This is a genomic window from Pseudomonas morbosilactucae, assembly GCF_023241665.1.
Lineage (GTDB): Bacteria > Pseudomonadota > Gammaproteobacteria > Pseudomonadales > Pseudomonadaceae > Aquipseudomonas > Aquipseudomonas morbosilactucae.
The window spans coordinates 1-21167 of the sequence record NZ_JALQCX010000042.1; the positions used below are offsets into that span (position 1 = coordinate 1).

The 21167-nt window shown below is 62.9% G+C and carries 16 protein-coding genes; 7 read left to right on the top strand and 9 right to left on the bottom strand.

What is annotated here, in order from left to right; all coding sequences use genetic code 11:
• Positions 1-72 precede the first annotated feature (72 nt).
• The 5 genes from cobA to M1B35_RS22105 all read right to left on the bottom strand — a co-directional run bounded on the left by cobA (position 73) and on the right by M1B35_RS22105 (position 6044).
• Complete coding sequence (gene cobA, locus M1B35_RS22085; protein ID WP_268263064.1) at positions 73-825, bottom strand: uroporphyrinogen-III C-methyltransferase; 753 nt, start codon at positions 823-825, stop codon at positions 73-75.
• A gap of 299 nt (positions 826-1124) precedes the next feature.
• A complete protein-coding gene (locus M1B35_RS22090; protein ID WP_268263065.1) occupies positions 1125-2798 on the bottom strand; it encodes a bifunctional protein-serine/threonine kinase/phosphatase in 1674 nt (557 codons plus the stop codon).
• Between the two features lie 7 nt (positions 2799-2805).
• Entirely contained in the window at positions 2806-4017 is a 1212-nt protein-coding gene (locus M1B35_RS22095) for a nitrate/nitrite transporter (protein ID WP_123330547.1), read from the bottom strand.
• Positions 4018-4241: 224 nt separating this feature from the next.
• On the bottom strand, positions 4242-4817 hold the full coding sequence (locus M1B35_RS22100) for an ANTAR domain-containing response regulator (protein ID WP_123330549.1): 576 nt from the start codon (positions 4815-4817) through the stop codon (positions 4242-4244).
• Between the two features lie 15 nt (positions 4818-4832).
• A complete protein-coding gene (locus M1B35_RS22105) occupies positions 4833-6044 on the bottom strand; it encodes a CmpA/NrtA family ABC transporter substrate-binding protein (RefSeq protein ID WP_123330551.1) in 1212 nt (403 codons plus the stop codon).
• Positions 6045-6290: 246 nt separating this feature from the next.
• Between M1B35_RS22105 and M1B35_RS22110 the strand changes: the two genes are divergently transcribed.
• Positions 6291-7310, top strand: a complete 1020-nt coding sequence (locus M1B35_RS22110; RefSeq protein WP_268263066.1) for a quinone-dependent dihydroorotate dehydrogenase — start codon at positions 6291-6293, stop codon at positions 7308-7310.
• A 142-nt stretch (positions 7311-7452) separates the two neighbouring features.
• Here the strand turns inward: M1B35_RS22110 and rmf are convergent, their stop codons facing one another.
• Positions 7453-7668 (bottom strand): ribosome modulation factor, encoded by a 216-nt coding sequence (gene rmf, locus M1B35_RS22115; protein ID WP_016965693.1) that lies wholly within the window; start codon positions 7666-7668, stop codon positions 7453-7455.
• A 547-nt stretch (positions 7669-8215) separates the two neighbouring features.
• Between rmf and rlmKL the strand changes: the two genes are divergently transcribed.
• Complete coding sequence (rlmKL, locus tag M1B35_RS22120) at positions 8216-10489, top strand: bifunctional 23S rRNA (guanine(2069)-N(7))-methyltransferase RlmK/23S rRNA (guanine(2445)-N(2))-methyltransferase RlmL (RefSeq protein WP_268263067.1); 2274 nt, start codon at positions 8216-8218, stop codon at positions 10487-10489.
• 136 nt (positions 10490-10625) lie between these two features.
• The gene (locus M1B35_RS22125; RefSeq protein WP_268263068.1) at positions 10626-13022 is read left to right on the top strand and encodes a sensor domain-containing diguanylate cyclase; all 2397 of its coding nucleotides are present in this window, start codon (positions 10626-10628) and stop codon (positions 13020-13022) included.
• 42 nt (positions 13023-13064) lie between these two features.
• On the opposite strand, the gene dacB is transcribed toward M1B35_RS22125, so the two are convergent.
• On the bottom strand, positions 13065-14525 hold the full coding sequence (gene dacB / locus M1B35_RS22130) for a D-alanyl-D-alanine carboxypeptidase/D-alanyl-D-alanine endopeptidase (RefSeq protein ID WP_123330560.1): 1461 nt from the start codon (positions 14523-14525) through the stop codon (positions 13065-13067).
• Positions 14526-14759: 234 nt separating this feature from the next.
• Here dacB and M1B35_RS22135 point away from each other — a divergent pair, with 234 nt between their 5' ends.
• Entirely contained in the window at positions 14760-15104 is a 345-nt protein-coding gene (locus M1B35_RS22135; protein ID WP_102863834.1) for a YggL family protein, read from the top strand.
• A 171-nt stretch (positions 15105-15275) separates the two neighbouring features.
• Here M1B35_RS22135 and M1B35_RS22140 read toward each other — a convergent pair whose 3' ends face one another.
• Positions 15276-16466 (bottom strand): benzoate/H(+) symporter BenE family transporter, encoded by a 1191-nt coding sequence (locus M1B35_RS22140; RefSeq protein WP_268263069.1) that lies wholly within the window; start codon positions 16464-16466, stop codon positions 15276-15278.
• A 316-nt stretch (positions 16467-16782) separates the two neighbouring features.
• Here M1B35_RS22140 and M1B35_RS22145 point away from each other — a divergent pair, with 316 nt between their 5' ends.
• The 3 genes from M1B35_RS22145 to M1B35_RS22155 all read left to right on the top strand — a co-directional run bounded on the left by M1B35_RS22145 (position 16783) and on the right by M1B35_RS22155 (position 19767).
• Positions 16783-17547, top strand: a complete 765-nt coding sequence (locus M1B35_RS22145) for a GntR family transcriptional regulator (RefSeq protein WP_123330564.1) — start codon at positions 16783-16785, stop codon at positions 17545-17547.
• Positions 17548-17835: 288 nt separating this feature from the next.
• The gene (locus M1B35_RS22150) at positions 17836-18786 is read left to right on the top strand and encodes a LysR family transcriptional regulator (protein WP_268263070.1); all 951 of its coding nucleotides are present in this window, start codon (positions 17836-17838) and stop codon (positions 18784-18786) included.
• A 147-nt stretch (positions 18787-18933) separates the two neighbouring features.
• Complete coding sequence (locus M1B35_RS22155) at positions 18934-19767, top strand: nucleoside-binding protein (RefSeq protein WP_268263071.1); 834 nt, start codon at positions 18934-18936, stop codon at positions 19765-19767.
• Between the two features lie 94 nt (positions 19768-19861).
• On the opposite strand, the gene guaD is transcribed toward M1B35_RS22155, so the two are convergent.
• On the bottom strand, positions 19862-21166 hold the full coding sequence (gene guaD / locus M1B35_RS22160) for a guanine deaminase (RefSeq protein WP_123330570.1): 1305 nt from the start codon (positions 21164-21166) through the stop codon (positions 19862-19864).
• Position 21167 lies beyond the last annotated feature (1 nt).

Consider the following 21167-nt stretch of genomic DNA (forward strand, 5'->3'; position numbering starts at 1 on the left):
CCCGGCCTAGGCCGGGTTTTTCTTTGCCTGGAATTTGGTCTCCAGGGTGCTGCGGGTGCGACGCTGGGCGGCTCAGGCGGACTGCATCGCCTCGGTCAGCGGCAGTGCCTGGCTCGCGGTCTCGGCCGCTACGGCACCGATCACCAGGATGGCCGGGCTCTTGAGTTGGAAGTGCAGCGCATCCTGCTCCATGGCTGTCAGGTCGCTGCGGCATTCCCGCTGGTGGGGCAACGAGGCGTTCTCGATCATCGCCACCGGGGTATCGGCCGCCAGGCCGCCTTTAAGCAGTTCCTGACGAATCTCCGCGAGTTTCGCCACCCCCATGTAGATCACCAGCGTCGTGCCGCTTTGCGCCAGTGCTTGCCAATTCAGGCTGCTGTCGTCCTGGGTGTGGGCGGTGACCAGGGTCACCCCGCGAGCGACCCCGCGCAGGGTCAGGGGAATATCGCAGCGGGTGGCGCCCGCCAACCCGGCAGTGATGCCGTTGACCAGTTCTACCTCGATGCCTTGGGCTTTCAGCCACTGGGCCTCTTCACCGCCGCGGCCGAAGATGCACGGGTCGCCGCCCTTGAGACGCACCACCGACTTACCCTGGCGGGCATAACGCAGCATCAGGCGATGGATGAACGCCTGGGGCGTGGAACGGCAGCCTCCGCGCTTGCCCACAGGAATGATCCGCGCGCCCTGGCAATGGCTCAGCACCTCGGTGTTCACCAGGTCGTCTACCAGCACCACGTCGGCTTCGTTCAGGGCGCGTACCGCTTTGAGGGTCAGCAGTTCGGGGTCACCCGGGCCTGCGCCCACCAACCAGACTTTTGCACTCATGTTCAGGTCCTCTCGACGGTGTATTCCGGGCCGGGTGCTGTTGGCGCACAAACAAAAAAGGCGTCCCGCCAGTAATCTAGCGAGGACGCCTTTGTCCGGTCCCGTGTTCGGGAACGCCCGTCCTTCGTCGTTGAAGGCCGGGCTTTATGTGTGTTGGTAATGCAGATGCAGCGCTTGTGCCAACCTGCACAGGGCAGGGTTTTTCTGTGTATTGGCCAGGTTTTACTCAGGTTAAAGGAACGGTTTTGCACCGTTTTGACGCGCGCTGCCTGGTTATCGAGCGAGGCTCCGAGTTGCCGTTAGCCTTGATGCAGCAGCGCGTACAGCAACAGCAGGTTGATCAGCAGCGAGCCCAGGGCCAGGGTGCGCCAGACTTTCAGCGGTTCCCGTTCCAGCAGCGGCCGGGGGCGCACGCTGAGGCTGTGGCGCTCGCCTTTCTCCAGTACCAGCAACCACTCTTCCGACGTTTCAAAGCGCTGCCCTGGGTCGGCGTTGACGGCCCGCTCCAGGCTGCGTTCCAGCCAGTCCGGCAGGTCCGGCCGATAGCGGCTAGGGCTGATGGGTTGGGCAAAGCGCGGGCGTTGGAAGGCTTCGATCTCGCCAAAAGGGTAATGCCCGGTCAGCAGGTAATACAGGGTCACGCCCACGCTGAAGAGGTCTTGCTGTGCGGTTGGCGCCTCGCCGTTAAAGGCTTCGGGTGCAATGTAACTGGGAGTGCCGGGCAGCAGATGGGCCTGGTCTTCCGACAGCCCCGGGCAGTAGGCGAGGCCGAAATCCAGCAGGCGCAATTCACCGTCGTCGCCCAGCAGCAGGTTGTCCGGCTTGATGTCGCGGTGGAGGATTTGCCGTCGGTGCAGCAGGCCCACTGCGCGCAGCAGGCGCTCGGCCACGTTCTGCCATTGCGGCAAGGGCAGTGGCCCGCTTTGCTTGAAAATATCGGCCAGGGTGGTGCCCGGGTATTCGCGCATCACGTAGTACAGGTGCTGGCGCGTGAGGGCCGAATGCACCTCGGGAAAATGGCGCCCTGCGACCCGCCGTAAAAACCACTCTTCTGACAGCAGGCTTTGCCCGGCGTGTGGGTCGTCGTGCAGGTGTTCGGGCAGGGTCTTCAGCAGCCAGGGCTGTTGCTGGGCATCACGTACCCGGTACAGCAGCGATTGCTGGCTCTGGCCCAGCAGGCTTTCGACCTGCCAGCCCTCAAAGTCCTGGCCCGGTTTCAGCGCGGGTGGCAATGGCCATTGTTGCAGGTGGATCAGGGCGTCGCCGATGGTGCCCTCGCCGAGGGCGTCGACCTGTATCAGCAGCGCGCTGGCATTGTCCTGGCTGCCGGCCAGGTGGGCGGCGTTGACCAGGGTCTGCACTGCGCTGTCGAGGTCGGGCTGGTCCCGCAGAATGGCGGCGATGGCGGTGTCGCCCAGGGTGGCCCAGACACCGTCGCTGAGCATCAGGAAGCTCTCATCCTGGCGCAGTTCGCCGTCGAGGAAGTCCACCACCAGATGCTGATCCAGGCCCAGGGCGCGCTTGAGCACATGCTGCATGCCCTGTTGCTCCCAGACGTGGTCCACGCTGATCCGTTGCAACTGGTCGGCATGCCAGCGGTAAACCCGACAGTCGCCTACGTGGGCCAGGGTAAAGCGCCGGCCACGCAGGATCAGGGCGCTGACGGTGGTCAGCAGAGGCTGGCCGCCGCCATTGGCCTGGAGCCAGCGATTCTGCGCGAGCAGCAGGCGTTCCAAGGCTTGGGCCACGCCCCAGGTTTCCGGGGTGGCGTAGTAATCCAGGGCCAGGGCTTGCAAGGTCGAACGGGCGGCCAGGCCGCCATCGGCGCATTGGCTGACGCCATCGGCGATGGCAAACAGCAGCCCTTTGCTGGCCGCCAGCCCCGGCTCGGGGGTCACCAGGCGCAGGGCGTCCTGGTTTTCCGTACGGGGGCCAATGGCACTGGCCTGGGCATGACGCAGTTGCAGGCTCATCGAAGGTTCAGACCCGCGCTGCGGTGACGGCGGCCGAGCCCCAAGTGGTTCTCCAGCGACGTTTCACCCCGTGCAGGCCGAACCAGGCCAGGATGCCCAGGGCGGCGAACAGCCACAGCGCCACTTGGTAGCTGCCGGTGCTTTGTTTGATCGCACCCATGCCCGCTGCCAGGGCGAAGCCACCGATGCCGCCAGCCATGCCGATCAGCCCGGTCATTACCCCGATTTCCCGGCGGAAGCGCTGCGGTACCAGTTGGAACACCGCACCGTTGCCGGCACCCAGGCCGAGCATGGTGCAGACGAACAAGGCCAGGGCCGCGTAGGAACTCGGCAGGTTGAAACCCACTGCGGCAATGCAGATCACGGCCACGCTGTACATCGCCAGCAAGGTGCGGATGCCACCGAAACGATCCGCCAGGGCGCCGCCCAGCGGGCGCATCAGGCTGCCACCAAAGACACAGGCAGCGGTGTAATAGCCGGCGGTCACCGGGCTCAGGCCGTATTGGTCGTTAAAGTAGCCGGGCAGGGCGCTGGCCAGGCCGATAAAGCCGCCGAAGGTCACGCAGTAGAAGAACATGAACCACCAGCTGTCGCGGTCGCCCAGGGCCTTGAAGTAATCAGCCATGGATTTGGCCTTGGGGCGTTCCGGGGCATTCTTGGCCAGCCAGGCAAACACGATCAGGGTCAGGATCAGCGGGATCAGGGCGAAACCGAACACGTTGCTCCAGCCGAAGGCGGCCGCCAGCACCGGGGCGATCAGCGCGGCCAGCACGGTGCCCGAGTTACCGGCGCCGGCGATGCCCATGGCCTTGCCCTGGTGCTGTGGCGGGTACCATTGCGACGCCAGGGGCAGGGCCACGGCGAAGGAGGCACCGGCCATGCCGAGGAATACCCCCAGCAGCAACGCTTGCTCGTAGCTGTGGATCCCCAGTTTCCAGGCGCCGAACAGGGCGCAGATGACAATCACCTGGCCGATCAGGCCGGCGGTCTTCGGCGACAGACGATCGGCCAGCAGGCCCATGGCGAAGCGCAGGATGGCGCCGGCGAGGATCGGCGTGGCCACCATCAGCCCGCGTTGCTGGGTGGTCAGTTGCAGGTCGGTGGCAATTTGTACGGCCAGCGGGCCGAGCAGGTACCAGACCATGAAGCTCAGGTCGAAGTACAGAAAGGCCGCGAACAGGGTCGGGGTATGGCCGGATTTCCAGAAGCTTGAATTCATCGCGCACCTCAGCTGATAAAAGTCTCGTAGGGAGTCATGAGCTTTCAGGTGGAGCGCCTTGGCGGCCGCACCACCGGCCCCGTTCTCTGGGGCCAAAACAAAAAAAACGCCGCAACCCGATTCGCCTGGGCGAGAAGGGTGTGCGACGTCTTTGTCGTAGGTGGGGCAACCGCCGTTGGTTACCTGTGAGGTTTACTTAGCAAGAGCTGAGCCAACAGCGTTGGTTAGCCGAGCAGCTCGCTCATGGCAATGATCTGCTCCGCCACCTGGATCAGCTTCTGCTGCCGGCTCATGGCCTGGCGACGCATCAGGGTGTAGGCCTGTTCTTCGTTGCAGTCTTTCATTTTCATCAGCAGCCCCTTGGCCAGCTCGATGCGCTTGCGCTCGGCCAGTTGCTGGTCGCGGGCCTGCAGCTGGGCGCGCAGGGCCTGGTCGCTTTCGAAGCGGGCCATGGCCACGTCGAGAATGGGTTGCAGGCGGTCGGCCTGGATGCCTTCGACTATATAAGCGCTGACCCCGGACTTGATGGCTTGGCGCATGACGCCGGGGTCGTGCTCGTCGGTGAACATCACGATTGGGTGCGGTTGGTCGCGGCTGACCAGCACCACTTGTTCCAGCACATCGCGGCTGGGTGACTCGGTATCGATCAGGATCACGTCCGGACGCACCGTTTCGACTCGCGCCGGCAGGTCGATGGTCAGGCCTGACTCGTCGATCACTTCAAAACCGGCTTCCACCAAGGCGGCCTTGAGACGGCCGACTTTCTTCGCGGTGTCGTTGATCAGCAGGATACGCAACATGGTCACAGGCTCCTGTCAGCGGCTGGCGAGCAGCGGGGTGCTGTCGTTTAAAGCGTGGAGCTTGAAGCTGCGGGCATAGGCGGCGGGGTCGCTGCCGTCCCAGACCTTGCCGTCGATCAATTGGCTGCTGCGCAGGTCTTGGCTGCCCGAGGCGACGCCTACCGCCGTGGCGGCTTCCCGATACAGTGGTAATTGCTGCACCTGCCGGGCCACGGCCAGGTAATCCGGGTCCTCGCGCAACAGACCCCAGCGCCGGAACTGGGTCATGAACCACATCCCGTCGGACAGGTACGGCAGGTTCACCGCGCCGTCGTTATGAAAGCGCAGGGCGTGAGGGTCTTGCCACTGGTTGCCGAGGCCGTCGAGGTAGTGCCCGAGCAGTCGTGGCTCAATGCTCTCCAGCGGTGCATCCAGGTATTGGCTGGCACTCAGCAACTGGGCGGTGCTCCGGCGGTTTTCCTGGTTTTCTTCGATAAACCGACTGGCCTCCAGAATCGCCATCACCAAGGCTCGGGCGGTGTTGGGGTATTGCTCGACAAAGGCGCGGGTGCAGCCCAGGACCTTTTCCGGGTGATCGGGCCAGATGGCCTGGCTGGTGGCCAAAGTAAAGCCCAGCTCCTGGTTCACCGCGCTGGCGCTCCAGGGCTCGCCCACGCAAAAGCCGTCGATGCGTCCCGCTTGCAGGTGGGCGACCATTTGCGGCGGCGGCACCACCACGCTGTCGACATCCTGCAGCGGGTGAATGCCCTGGGCGGCGAGCCAGTAATACAGCCACATGGCGTGGGTGCCGGTGGGGAAGGTCTGGGCGAACGTCAGCTTTGCCCTGCTTTGGCGCACATGGCGATCCAGTGCTTCAGGACTGGTCACGTTCCGGCCCTGCAGCTCCCGGGACAGGTTGATGCTTTGGCCGTTCTGATTCAGCCCCATCAGCACGGCCATGTCGCAGGGGTTGACCCCGCCGATGCCCAGGTGCACCGCGTAGATCAGGCCGTACAGGCTGTGTGCGGCGTCCAGTTCACCGCTCACCAGTTTGTCCCGCAGGGTGGCCCACGAGGCCTGGCGCTTGAGGTTCAGGGTCAGGCCGTAAGGCTGGGCGAACCCCTGAGTTGCGGCGACCACCACCGAGGCGCAGTCGCTCAGGGCCATGAAACCGAGATTGATCTCGGTCTTTTCCGGGGCATCGCTGCCATTGACCCAAGCCAGTGGGCTGACGGGTAGTTCATTCATGGGGTAGGCACCTTGCAAAAAAAAGCGCCGCAGCCGGGCATTGGGTAATCCCAAGCCGGTGACGACGCCATTGTCCTCTTTCGTACAGCGAGAGACTCATGCCGTCGTTGGCATGAGTGTTGATGAGCAAGGTTGGTGCAAGGCATATGCCATTCAACGCTGATTTCACCCGGCGCCTCGCCTGGAGCCCTCGGGCCCGGCTATAATCGCCGCCTCATTTCGCCGCCTACCGAGTCAATCCCGCCCATGTATACCCTGGCCCGCCAGCTGTTGTTCAAACTCTCCCCGGAAACTTCCCACGACCTGTCCCTGGACCTGATCGGTGCGGGCGGGCGCCTGGGGCTTAACGGTTTGCTGTGCAAGGCGCCGGCGCAGGTGCCGGTGAAGGTCATGGGCCTGGAGTTTCCCAACCCGGTGGGCTTGGCGGCCGGCCTGGACAAGAACGGTGCGGCCATCGACGGTTTCGCCCAGTTGGGTTTCGGCTTTGTCGAGATCGGCACCATCACCCCGCGTCCGCAGCCGGGCAACCCCAAGCCGCGGATTTTCCGCTTGCCCCAGGCTGAAGCCATCATCAACCGCATGGGCTTCAACAACCTCGGTGTGGATCACTTGCTGGCCCGTGTTGCCGCCGCCAAATACAAGGGCGTGCTGGGGATCAACATCGGCAAGAACTTCGACACGCCGGTGGAGCGTGCAGTGGACGACTACCTGATCTGCCTGGACAAGGTCTATGCCCACGCCAGTTACGTGACGGTCAACGTCAGCTCGCCCAACACCCCGGGCCTGCGCAGCCTGCAGTTCGGTGAGTCGCTGAAGCAATTGCTGGCGGCCTTGAGCGAGCGGCAGAAGGTCCTGGCCCTGCAACATGGCAAACACGTGCCCCTGGCGATCAAGATCGCCCCGGACATGACCGATGAAGAAACCGTTCAAGTGGCCCAGGCCCTGATCGAAACCGGCATGGACGCGGTCATTGCCACCAACACCACGTTGAGCCGGGTGGGCGTCGAAGGCATGGAGCATGGTGACGAGGCGGGCGGCCTGTCCGGCGCGCCGGTGCGCGACAAAAGCACCCACACGGTCAAGGTCCTGGCGGCGGAGCTGGGCGGGCGTTTGCCGATCATTGCCGTGGGCGGCATCACCGAAGGCAAGCACGCGGCTGAGAAGATCGCCGCCGGTGCCAGCCTGGTGCAGCTGTATTCGGGTTTTATCTACAAGGGCCCGGCGCTGATTCGCGAGTCGGTGGACGCCATTGCGGCGATGCGCTGAGGCTCGGAAGGGCGGCTTGAATCGCAGGCATTAAAAAGGGCTCCTTGAAGGAGCCCCTGGGCCGAAGCCCGCCGCCCGGATAGGACGCGCATGGTTGATCGTTGTAACGCTTCAGAGGTAGGTGTCGGGATTGTTGCCCTGATTAGCCGACAGCACGAAGTTCGTTGAGTCTGTGGATGCCCGCAGTGCCTGTCATACCGTCCCAGTTGTCGCCGCGTCCTTCTCGCCAGCCGTTAATCCAGGCTTGGCGTACCGACGGTAGAGTAAATGGGCAAAGCTCACGGGACTTGCCGTTAACGCCATACTGATATCCGCGTAAAAATGCTCTTTCCAACGGATCACGCTTTAGTCTTCTCATAGGGTGTTTCCCTCACTTGTTGACTGTCTTATGTCCTGTCGACCTTCGCTGAGGTCGGGCAGATTGCTTCTGCCGTTGGTGCTCGCTGCCGGCGTCGCGAGCCTGATCGTTGACGTCATTGCGGCGTCAACCTGAGGTGAGTTCTAACCAATAGGTCACAGCAAGTGAATGATCGTTTTGTCATAAGGACGTCACGATTTGCGTGGTAAGGCCATAAGAATGGCGTGCCCCGGCACCGTGTTTTTTGCCCAAACCCCGCTATCATCAGCCTCTCGCTGGGATGGTAGGGTTAATGCTTTAGTGAGAATGGCGACCGCCTGCACTCGAGTACTATTCGACGAAGGGTCGAGTTATGACCATTTGTTGCGCTGACTTTTTTTATCTGTCCCGGCCTCTAAGCTCTTTTGACCCGTGCGGTCGTGAGTTGGCCGGGGTGGGACGGCACAGTTTCGTGCCACGCGAGCGCTCTTGCAGAAAAGCGCTTGATTGAAAACCGAACGGGCGATGCGTTGCCCGTTCATTTATTGCCAAAGGCCCTGGAATTCCCATGTCGGATCGTTACGAACTCTTCCTCACTTGCCCCAAAGGCCTCGAAGGCCTGCTGATCGAGGAAGCCGTCGGGCTTGGCCTTGAGGAAGCGCGCGAGCACACCTCCGCTGTGCGCGGCATGGCCGACATGGAGACCGCTTATCGCCTGTGTCTCTGGTCGCGCCTGGCCAACCGCGTGCTGCTGGTGCTTAAACGCTTCCCGATGAAGGATGCCGAGGACCTCTACCACGGCGTACTGGACGTGGAATGGCAGGATCACATGCTGTCCGATGGCAGCCTGGCGGTGGAGTTCAGCGGCCACGGCTCGGGCATCGATAACACCCACTTCGGCGCCTTGAAGGTCAAGGACGCCATTGTCGACAAACTGCGCACGCCGTCCGGCGAGCGCCCGTCCGTGGACAAGCTCAACCCGGACCTGCGCATTCACCTGCGCCTGGACCGTGGCGAAGCCATCCTGTCCCTCGACCTCTCCGGCCACAGCCTGCACCAGCGCGGTTACCGCCTGCAGCAAGGCGCGGCGCCGTTGAAGGAAAACCTGGCGGCGGCAATTCTGATTCGCGCCGGCTGGCCGCGTATTGCGGCCGATGGTGGCGCACTGGCTGACCCGATGTGCGGTGTGGGCACCTTCCTGGTGGAAGCAGCGATGATCGCGGCCGACATGGCCCCCAACCTCAAGCGCGAACAGTGGGGCTTCACCGCCTGGCTCGGCCACGTGCCGGCCTTGTGGCGCAAGCTGCACGACGAGGCTTCGGCCCGGGCCCAGGCCGGACTGGCCAAGCCACCGCTGTGGATTCGTGGTTACGAGGCCGACCCGCGGCTGATCCAGCCGGGCCGCAACAACGTCGAACGTGCCGGCTTGAGCGAGTGGATCAAGATCTACCAGGGCGAAGTGGCGACCTTCGAGCCGCGCCCTGACCAGAACCAGAAAGGCCTGGTCATCTGCAACCCTCCGTACGGCGAGCGTCTGGGTGACGAGGCCAGCCTGCTGTACCTCTACCAGAACCTCGGCGAGCGCCTGCGCCAGGCCTGCCTGAACTGGGAAGCCGCGGTGTTCACCGGCGCCCCGGACCTGGGCAAGCGCATGGGCATCCGCAGCCACAAACAGTATTCGTTCTGGAACGGCGCCTTGCCTTGCAAGCTGCTGTTGATCAAAGTGCTGCCCGATCAGTTCGTCACCGGCGAGCGTCGCACCCCGGAACAGCGGCAGATCGAGCGCGAGCAGGCCCAGGCCGACGCTGAGATCCAGGCCGCCCCGCAAGAGCGCCAGTACAACAAGAACGGCAACCCGATCAAACCCGCGTCGGTGCCGGCACCGGTGGTGGAGCAGGCGCGCCTGAGCGAGGGCGGCCAGATGTTCGCCAACCGCCTGCAGAAGAACCTCAAGCTGCTGGGCAAGTGGGCCAAGCGCGAAGGTGTCGAGTGCTACCGCGTCTACGACGCCGACATGCCTGAGTACTCCCTGGCCATCGACCTGTATCACGATTGGGTGCATGTCCAGGAATACGCTGCGCCCAAGTCGGTGGACCCGGAGAAGGCCCAGGCCCGTCTGTTCGATGCCCTGGCTGCCATCCCCCAGGCCCTGAACGTCGACAAGAGCCGCGTGGTGATCAAACGCCGCGAGCGCCAGAGCGGCACCAAGCAGTACGAGCGCCAGAGTGCCCAGGGCAAGTTCACCGAGGTCACGGAAGGCGGGGTCAAGCTGCTGGTCAACCTGACTGACTACCTGGACACCGGGTTGTTCCTCGACCACCGGCCAATGCGCATGCGCATTCAGAAAGAGGCGGCCGGCAAGCGCTTCCTCAACCTCTATTGCTACACCGCTACCGCCAGTGTGCACGCGGCCAAGGGCGGGGCGCGCAGCACCACCAGCGTCGACCTGTCGAAAACCTACCTGGACTGGGCGCGGCGAAACTTCTCCCTGAACGGCTTCTCTGACAAGAACCGCCTGGAGCAGGGCGATGTGATGACGTGGCTGGACAACTGCCGCGACGAGTTCGAGCTGATCTTCATCGACCCGCCGACCTTCTCCAACTCCAAGCGCATGGAAGGTGTGTTCGACGTGCAGCGCGACCATGTGCAATTGCTCGACCTGGCCATGGCGCGCCTGGCGCCGGGCGGCGTGCTGTACTTCTCCAACAACTTCCGCAAGTTCCAGTTGGATGAAAACCTCGAGGCCCGTTACGCCGTTGAGGAGATCACTGCAAAAACCATCGACCCGGACTTTGCCCGCAATGGCAAGATCCACCGTGCCTGGAAAATCACCCCGCGCTGAGTGGGGCTGCAACCACGGAGCCTTGATTTTTCAAGGCTCCGTGGCCTGTTTGAGCTGGTCAAATTAATGGCCAATAGCTATAACTCACACAAAGCTAAAGTGATGCCCAAACTCTCTGGCGTTGTGAGTTCTGCCTATGCCGCTGCACGTGATGCGCCCGAAAATACTGGGTTTCATTAGCGAAGAGGTCTCGGCCTGGTTGGTCGCGGTGCTGGTATTGCTGGCCGGCGGCGTGCTTACCGGGCTATTGGCCTGGTCGACCTCCGAGCTGTATCACCAGCAATTGCGCCAGCGTTTTCAATTGCTCGCCAATGAGCGCTACAGCCGTATCGAAGAACGTTTTCAGGACCAGGAGCAACGCCTGGACAGCCTGCGGCGTTTCTTTACCAATTCCGATTTCGTCACCCGCCAGGATTTCGACGGCTATACCAAGGCCTTGTTGCGTCGAACCCAAGCCTATTCCTGGGCCCCATTGATTACCCGTGAGCAACGCCCGCTGCTTGAGCAGACGGTGCGTGAGCAGGGCATTACCGATTTCACCATCCGTCAGTTGAACGCTGCGGGCCAGTTGGAACTGGCCGATGAGCGCGATCAGTACGTGCCCGTCCTGTACAGCCAGACCCAAAGCCCCCTTGGCTCGCCCTTGGGTTATGACCTGCTGGCCCAACCCTTGCGCCGTGCCACCCTGGAGCGCGCTCGGCGCCTCAATGCTCAGGCGGTATCCCAGCCCTTGCACCTGGTGGGTGTGGACCCAGCCTATGCCTTGGGCGTGTTGTTGGTGGCGCCGGTCAGCGCGCCGGCGGCCGAGGGTCGTCCTGACGAGCCCTATGGCTATGTCCTGGCGGTGATCAGCTTGCGCCAGTTGGTGGCGGATGGTTTGTCCCAGCAGCTCAATGACAACCTCGCAGTGCGCATTCTCGACTTGTCCACCGATGGCCAGCATGAAGTGCTCTATGAATCGAGCAACCAGCCGGTCGACAGCAGCTTGGCGGCCACCCGCCTGCTGCGCCTGGCGGACCGTGATTATCAGGTCGATGTGCAGCCCAGCCAGGCGTTCCTGCAGGCCAACCATTCATCCCTGAGCAGCCTGGTGGTGCTCGGCGGTTTGCTCAGCCTGTTACTCAGCGCCTTGCTGTACGTGCTGGTCAGCCAGCGCCAGCGCGCCTTGAAACTGGTGGAGCAGCGCACCGAGGAACTGCGTCTCAGGGAGCTGGAGTTGCGCGGCACCCATGGGCAACTGCGCAGTGTGTTGAATGCCGCCACCCAGGTGGCAATCATCGCCACCGACTTGCGCGGGGTGATCAGCACCTTCAATGCCGGCGCCGAGCAGATGCTGGGCTACAGCGCCGCTGAAGTGCTGGGCCGCCTGACCCTGGAAAGCCTGCACGTGCCCAGGGAACTGGAGGTGCGGGCCCAAGTGCTGAGTCGACGCCTGGGCAAGTCGATTCCGCTGTGCCAGGCGATGCTGGTGAGCGAGGGCGAGGAGGGCAACCATCAAACCCTGGAGTGGACCCTGGTACGGCGTGACAGCAGCCACCTGACGGTGAACATGCTGGCGACCCCGGTGCTGGACGATCAGGGGCTGTGGGTCGGGCACCTGGCAATCTGCATCGACATCACCGAGCGCAAGCGGGTGCACGAAGCCCTGGCGGCCCGGGATCAACTGCTGAAAAAGCTCACGGCCCACGTTCCCGGCGGTATCTACCAGTTCAAGCTCGACAGCGAGGGGCATGCCAGCTTTACCTACGCCAGCGATGGCATCCGCGAGATCTATGAGATCGAACCCGAACTGCTGCAGACCGATGCCAGTGCGGTATTCGAGCGTATTCACCCGGATGACCTGCAACGGGTGCGCGCCTCGATCCAGTTGTCGGCCAAGCTGCTCAGCCCCTGGCGCGAGGAATACCGGGTGCTCTTGCCCCAGCGTGGCCTGCGCTGGATGCGCGGCGCGGCGACTCCGGAACACCTGCCGGGCGGCGGCGCGCTCTGGCACGGCTACATCTCGGACATCTCCGACCTCAAGCGGGTGGAGGAAGAGTTACGGGCCTTGTCGGTGACGGACGCCCTGACCGGGATTCACAACCGGCGCTATTTCCAGGAGCGCCTGCAAGCCGAGATGGCCCGCCTGGAGCGCGGGGGTGGGGAGATGGCGATCATCATGCTCGACATCGACCACTTCAAGCGCATCAATGATCAGCATGGCCACGGTGTCGGCGATCAGGTGCTCAAGGGCGTGTGTGAACGCATCAGCCATCGCCTGCGGCGCACCGATGTGTTCTGTCGCCTGGGCGGTGAGGAGTTCATGGTGCTGTGCCCTGACACCGACGGTCAGCAGGCCTTCAGCCTGGCGCAGGAGCTGTGGCAGGGCCTGCGCAGCTCGCCGATCGACGGCGTGGGCGTGGTCACGGCCAGTTTCGGCATCGCCAGTTGGCGTGAGGGCGAGGGTGCCGACGGGCTGTTGTTGCGGGCGGACTCGGGGGTGTACGCGGCCAAGCTGGCCGGGCGTGATCGGGTCGAGTCGGAGTTGCGCTAGGCACAGGAGGCAGCGTCGGGCGCTGCCTCCTGCGCGCCCGTATTACAGCGCCGAAGCCGTGGCGGCCAGGCGTGGCTGGCGGTACAGGTCCAGTAGCACCTGGTCGAGCACCGAAGAGGCGCCGAACGGTTTCGGGTCATTGAGGATCGCCACCACGGCCCAGGTGTTGCCGTTGCTGTCGCGGCTATAGCCGGCGATGGCGCGTACGGTGTTCAGGGTGCCGGTCTTGACGTGTGCTTCGCCGGACATGGCGGTGCGCTTCAGGCGTTTACGCATGGTGCCGTCCATGCCGGCAATCGGCATCGAGCTGATGAACTCCGCGGAATACGGGCTTCTCCAGGCCGCCTGCAGCAGGCCGGCCATTTCCCGCGCGCTGACCCGCTCGGCACGGGACAGGCCGGAGCCGTTCTCCATCACCAGGTGCGGTGCGGTGATGCCTTTCTTCGCCAGCCATTGGCGGACCACGCGCTGGGCCGCCTTGGCGTCATCGCCATCGGCCTCGTTGCGGTACTTGGCCCCCAGGCTCAGGAACAGCTGCTGGGCCATGGTGTTGTTACTGTATTTGTTGATGTCGCGGATGATTTCCGCGAGGTCGGGGGAGAATGCCCGGGCCAGCACTTTGGCGTCTTTGGGCACTGTGGCCAGGCGATCCTGGCCCTGGATGCTACCGCCCAGCTCGTCCCAGATCGCGCGAACGGCGCCGGCGGTGTAGGTGGCGTGGTCGAGCAGGGACAGGTAGGTCTGGGAGCTGCAACCGTCGCCCAACTGACCGCTGACCGTCACGCTGACGCTGCCATCGGCTTGCGGCACCGGGTTGTAGCGCACATCCCCGGAGCATTGCTTGCCGGGCAGGGCTTTGACCTGGTTGTCGATACGGATCTTGGCGATCGGCGGCTCCACCGAAACCAGCACCCGCCCGGAATCATTGCGCGCCACAAAGCGCAGTGCCTTGAGGTTGACCATCAGCGAGTCAGGCTTGACCAGAAATGGCTTGTTCTCGTCGTTGCCGTCGTCGTTGAACTCCGGCAGTTGCGGTTGCAGGAAGTAGTTGCGGTCCAGCACCAGATCGCCGGTGACTTGGCGCACGCCGTTGGCCCGCAGATCACGCATCAGCAACCAGAGTTTCTCCATGTTCAGCTTCGGGTCGCCGCCACCTTTGAGGTACAGGTTGCCGTTAAGGATGCCGCCGCTGAGGGTGCCGTCGGTGTAGAACTCGGTCTTCCATTGATAGGTCGGGCCGAGCATTTCCAGGGCCGCGTAAGTGGTCACCAGCTTCATGGTGGAGGCCGGGTTGACCGACACGTCCGCGTTGAAAATGGTCGGGGTGCCAGGGCCGTTGAGCGGCAGCATGACCAGCGACAAGGCGTTGTCTTGCAGCTTGCTGGCCTTCAGGGCTTGTTGGACTTTGGGGGACAGGGTGGTGTTGACGGGGTTCGCAGAAACCGGGAGTGCCAGGGGCAGAAGAAAGCTGGCGAGTAATAGAGGGCGTAAAGATTTGATCATATGAACTAAAACCCTGCAGTCGAGGGGAAAAAAGACGAGGGCATAAAGATAAAATCCCTCAGTGGTCAAGAAAGTGTCGGCATTATGCCCCAAGGTATAGCGGCTTGTGCCTTGCCTGGCGTGGCTAATCCGGTATTTTTTTTGCCAATGGCTAGCGGGCGTCCTCATAGAGTCAGGCAATCGCCCGGCTAAACTGTTAAAGTGCCGCCCGTTATTACTTATGAGGATTGTTCCATGGCCACTAACCGTTCCCGCCGTCTGCGCAAAAAACTCTGCGTAGATGAATTTCAGGAGCTGGGTTTTGAGCTGAACCTGGATTTCAAAGAAGATCTGGCTGAAGAAGCTATTGACGCTTTCCTCGACGCGTTCCTCAAAGAAGCGATGGAAGCCAACGGTCTGGGCTATGTAGGCGGCGATGACTTCGGTCTGGTTTGCCTGAGCAAGCGCGGTTCCGTCAGCGAAGCACAACGTGCCGCTGTTGAAGCCTGGCTCAAAGGCCGCACCGAGCTGACCAGCGTTGAAGTCAGCCCGCTGCTGGACGTTTGGTACCCGGACAACGCGATCAACCCAGTCGCGTGATGTCATGCATAAGCGGCCCGTTCGGGCGCTTATGCGTTGCTGCCCTAATGCAGCAACATGTCGAATTTTCCCTGTTTGCTATTTCTGCCGCGGGCTTGTCCGGGGTTTTGCCGTGGGCGCCATCCGCCATCCGCCATCCGCCAATCGCCGGCGAGCCGGCGCCTAGGGGTGTCAGGCGTTGCGCCAATTTAGAATCATCAGGGTGACCACGCCGGCGACGATGCCCCAGAACGCCGAGCCGATGGAAAACAGCGTCAGCCCCGAGGCCGTGACCATAAAGGTGATCAGCGCCGCTTCGCGTTCCTTCACTTCGCTCATCGCAATGCTCAGGCCGTTGATGATCGAGCCGAACAGCGCCAGCGCGGCAATCGACAGCACCAGTTCCTTGGGCAAGGCGGCGAACAGCGCAGCCAGGGTCGCGCCAAAGACACCGGCAATGCCGTAGAAAATGCCGCACCAGACCGCCGCCGTGTAGCGCTTGTTGCGGTCTTCATGGGCGTGGGGGCCGGTGCAGATGGCGGCGCTGATGGCCGCCAAGTTGATCCCGTGGGAGCCGAACGGCGCCAGCAGCAGCGAGGCGATGCCGGTGGCGGTGATCAACGGCGATGCTGGCACGTTGTAGCCGTCGGCACGCAGCACGGCGACCCCGGGCATGTTCTGCGAGGTCATGGCCACCACAAACAGCGGAATGCCGATGCTGATGGTCGCCGCCAGGGAGAAGTGCGGCGTGGTCCAGACCGGGGTCGCCACTTCCAGGTGGAAGCCGCTGAAGTCCAGCAGGCCCATCAACCCCGACAGCGCCGTGCCGATCAGCAGCGCCGCCAGCACCGCGTAACGGGGCGACAGGCGCTTGACCAGCAGGTAGGTGAAAAACATCCCCAGTACCAGGCCAGTGCGGTGTTGGGCGGCGACGAAAATCTCACTGCCGATCTTGAACAGGATCCCCGCCAGCAACGCCGCCGCCAGGGATGCCGGGATGCGCTTGACCAGGCGTTCGAAACTTCCGGTGAGCCCGCAAATCGTCACCAGCACGGCGCAGGTGATGTAGGCGCCGATGGCTTCGCCGTAACTCACGCCGGAGAGGCTGGTGATCAACAGCGCCGCGCCCGGGGTCGACCAGGCAATGGTGATGGGGGTGCGGTAACGCAGCGACAGGCCGATGCTGCAGATGGCCATGCCGATCGAAATGGCCCAGATCCACGAAGAAATCTGACCGTTGGTCAGCCCGGCGGACTGGCCGGCCTGGAACATCAGCACCAGCGAACTGGTGTAGCCGGTCATCATGGCAATGAAACCGGCAACGATGGCGGACGGTGAGGTGTCCGCCAGGGGGCGTAACGGCAAAGGTGTTGCGTCGGACATCTGAGCGGATCCTTGTTCTTGATCAAGCGCCAGCGTGTGGCTGGCCGGTGTTGCGGGGCGGGAAAAGGCGCTGCGGTCTGCCACGGTCTTTCCCGCGCAAGCCTAAACTCAAATGGCGCTGTGCATTGCAATACAGCCAGGGCTCCATGTAGCCGTACAGTCGTTAAATAAGTGCCGGGCCACGCACACTTATTGCGAATGATCCCCAGGGGTTGTGTACAATGTGCCATTGTTTTAACGCGATACTTGCCAGCGACCTACCCGTGCGTATTAAAGTCTCCGTGAATTCGCTGCAGTCCTCCCGACCCGAGTGCCCATGAACGAACAGTTGCAACCTCTCAAGAAACAACCGCGAGCAGGCAAAGCCGGTCGCAGCGGAACCCAGGACGATATTGTCTACGCGCACATCTTTGAGGCCATCCTCGAGCAGCGTCTGGCGCCCGGCACCAAGTTGAGTGAAGAGGCGCTGGGGGAGATATTCGGAGTCAGTCGGACCATCATTCGTCGCGCCTTGTCGCGCCTGGCCCATGAAGGCGTGGTGCTGTTGCGCCCCAATCGTGGCGCTGTGGTTGCCAGCCCGAGTGTCGAGGAAGCCCGCCAGGTCTTTCTCGCCCGCCGTCTGGTGGAGCGGGCGATCACCGAGTTGGCCGTCCAGCACGCAACAGCCGAGCAATTGCTCGAATTGCGGCAGATGGTCAATGAGGAGCGCGACAGCTTTTCCCGGGGCGATCGGGGCGCCGGGATTCGCTTGTCCGGGGAGTTCCACTTGAAGCTGGCCGAAGCCGCGAAAAATGCACCCTTGATCAGTTTCCAGCGCAGCCTGGTGTCCCAGACTTCGCTGATCATCGCCCAGTATGAAAGTGGCAACCGTTCCCACTGTTCCTACGACGAGCACACCCAGCTGATCGATGCCATCGAAGCCCGTGACGGCGACCTGGCAGTGACCCTGATGATGCATCACATGGATCACATCGACAGCAAGCTCAACCTCGACGAAGAAAGCGCTTCCGATGACCTGCATGCGGTGTTCTCCCACCTGCTGCAAACCAAGAAGCCGGGTCGTCCTACCCTCAAGCTGTAAGGCCGCGCCGGCGGCGTTTGCTGCCAGTTCTCCCCTTGAACATCCCCCGCCATGGCGTTTGCTGTCGCGGGGGATTGTGTTTTCAGGGGGCTGATAACGTGCCCCGCCCAGGTCGTCAGCCCCCTGAAACCCAGGCCGGCTGGGCTGTTCGGTAGGTTGTATGCATTGGCTTGCGGTTTGGTGCGGTGGATTGTATACAGTTGTCGCTTCCGGGCGCTTGACCACTCACCGGTGCTGCTCTTCAGGGCGCACCACCCTGCAGTGCGCCCTGTGCAAGGAGCGTGCGGCATGTCTAACAGAAAATTACGCATCCATTCTTCGGCCATTCATTACTTCGATATGGTTCAGCGCTGCCATTCCATTCGTGAGGCGGCGCGGCGGTTGAACGTCGCCTCTTCGGCAGTGAACCGGCAGATCCTTAAGATCGAAGACGAAATCGGCTCCTCGCTGTTCGAGCGCTTGCCCGGCGGTTTGCGCTTGACCCTGGCCGGGGAGATTTTCAGCCGCCATGTCAGCCTGGTGCTGCAGGACCTGGAGCGGGTGCGCCTGGAGTTCGATGCCTTGCAGGGGCTCAAGAGCGGGCATGTGGAGATCGCTGCCGTGGAGGGCGCGACGGTGGACCTTCTGCCATCGGTGCTCAAGCGCATGCGCGATCTCTACCCGCACGTGACCATCGGCGTCACGGTGCAGGGGTCGCAGTCGATTCCCGAGTCGTTGACCAACAGCCGGGCGGACCTGGGGCTGGCTTTTGCCTTGCCGCGAGCAGTGGAGATTCGCCAGCTCAGCGTCGGTCATTTCTGCCTGGGGGCCCTGGTCAGCCCCGACCACCCGTTGGCGCAGCGAGGCAGTGTCAGCTTCGCCACCTGTGCCGAGCACGGCCTGATCCTGGCCAAGAGCGAGTTGTCGATCCATCACCTGCTGGCGCCGCTGCACCCGCGTTCGAGCCTGGTGGGCAAGCCCCCGTTGCAAAGCAACTCCCTGGAACTGGCCCGGCAAATGGCCCGGCACAACATGGGGGTGGCGTTCCAGACGCGGATCGGTGTGGAGTCCGACCTGGCCCGTGGCGAACTGGTGCACATCCCCTTGAGCGACCGGGGCGGCATCTACAGCGACCTGGGGTTATATGCCCGCAGTGGTCGTGACCTGCCCAGCGCGGTAGCGGCGCTGGCGCACTTGCTGGGTGAGGAAATCACCCTGCGTGAGCGTGCGCAACGAGGCGCCAGCCAGCCTGTGGTGTGAGTGGCTGCGCCCTTTACCTGCTGCCGTTTCGGCAGCGCCCTGGTCGATATTCTGTTCTTTGGGGCCAGTGGCGCTTGTGCCGATACTGCGTCCGGTCGGCAGCCAGCGAAGCTGCCATAAGCCACACCGCCACAGGACATAATAAAAATGAAAAAGGCATTACAAGGCGCAGCCCTGCTGATGACACTCGTGGGCGCAGGGGAGGCGGCCGCCGTGGAATGGATGAGCAATAGCGTGGGCTTCAGGTACGGCAAGGAGTTCACCAACCCGAACAACCCGGAGTTCATCAGCAAGCGCATCTACAGCTTCACCCACGCCAGTGGTTACCAGTACGGCAGCAACTACCTGCACCTCGACGTCCTGCTGTCCGACAGCGACGACCCGCGCAAAGGCACCGACCGTGGCAGCAGCGAAGTGTATGGCGTGTATCGCCATCAACTCTTCGCTTCCCGGGTGTTCGACACGCCCCTGGGCACCGGGCTGGTCAAGGATTACGCCCTGACCCTGGGGTTCGATGCCAGCCGCAACAACAACTTGGGCTCTGCAAAAAAACGTGCCTTGGTGGTGGGGCCGACCCTGAAGTTCAACACCGTCGGCGTGCTCGACTTGAGCCTGTTGTACTACAAGGAAAACAACCATTCCGGCATCCCCGGTGCCAAGGATCCCGACCATACCTTCGACGGCAGCTACCTGATCAACCTGGCCTGGATGCGGCCGTTCGAGGTGGGCAGCCACGGCGCCAAGTTCCAGGGTTTCATCAACTACACCGGTGAAAAAGGCCACGACTACAACGACCGTGACACCGCCGCCGAAACCCTGGTGCGCACCGCGTTGATGGTTGCCGTGATGCCGGGGAAAAACGTCAAGCCCAACCTCTACCTCGGCGTGGGCTACGAGTATTGGCACAACAAGTTCGGGGTCGATGGCGGGCGAGGCACCCGTACGTCGGCGCCCACGTTGAACATGGAAGTGACCTTCTAGGCACTCGGTAGCGGCCAACGCGTTTAAACCTTGGCCCATAAAAAATCCCCCGCCCCGGGTTATCCACAGGGCGGGGGATTTTTCGTTTCAGGGCCTAGCGCTGGTGCACTTTCACGCCGGCGGCGTAGGTTTGCAGAACGCTGCGGTCGTCGCCCAGGGTCATTAGCACGAACAGGGTCTCGTCGATGCTCTTGGCCTGTTGCAGGCGGTAGCTGAGCAGCGGCGTGGCGTGGTAGTCGAGCACCAGGAAGTCGGCGTCGGTGCCCGGCTGCAGGGTGCCGACCTTGTCTTCCAGGCGCAGCGCCCGGGCGCCGCCGAGGGTGGCCAGGTACAGCGACTTGAACGGGCTCAGACGCACGCCTTGCAACTGCATGACCTTGTACGCCTCGTTCAGGGTTTGCAGTAGCGAGAAGCTGGTGCCGCCGCCGACATCGGTGCCCAAGCCCACATTGACCTTGTGCTTTTCGGCCATGGGCAGGTTGAACAGGCCGCTGCCCAGGAAGAAGTTCGAGGTGGGGCAAAAGGCGATGGCCGAACCGGTCTCGGCCAGGCGCGCGCACTCGTCGTCGCACAGGTGCACACCGTGGGCGAACACCGAGCGCTCGCCCAGCAGTTGGTAGTGGTCGTACACGTCCAGGTAGCCCTTGCGCTCCGGGAACAGCTCCTTGACCCATTCCACTTCCTGGAGGTTCTCGCTGATGTGGGTCTGCATGTACAGGTCGGGGTATTCCCCCAGCAACTGGCCGGCCAGGGTCAGTTGCTCCGGGGTGCTGGTGGGGGCGAAGCGTGGGGTCACGGCGTAATGCAGGCGGCCCTTGCCGTGCCAGCGTTCAATCAGCGCCTTGCTGTCGCGGTAGCTGGTTTCAGCGGTGTCGGTCAGGTAGTCCGGAGCATTGCGATCCATCATCACCTTGCCGGCGATCATGCGCAGGTCGAGCTTCTCGGCGGCTTCGAAGAAGGCGTTGACCGACTGCGGGTGCACGCTGCCGAACACCAGGGCGGTGGTGGTGCCATTGCGCAGCAGTTCTTTGATGAAGATGTCTGCCACCTGCTCGGCGTGTGCCGAGTCGGCGAACTGGCTTTCGCAGGGGAAGGTGTAAGTGTTGAGCCAATCCAGCAATTGCTCGCCGTAGGCGCCGACCATGCCGGTTTGCGGCAGGTGGATATGGGTGTCGATAAAGCCCGGGGTAATCAGTGCGTCCGGGTAGTGGGTGATGTCGATGTCTGCCGGCAGGCTGGCCAGCAGTTCGCTGGCGTGGCCGAGGGCGCTGATCCGGCCGTTTTCGACCACCAGCAAGCCGTCCTCGAAATACTCATAGGAGGCGTCGATGCCCACCTCGGCGGGGTCGGCGATGCTGTGCAGAATGGCGGCGCGGTAGGCTTTGCGAGTCAAAGGCATG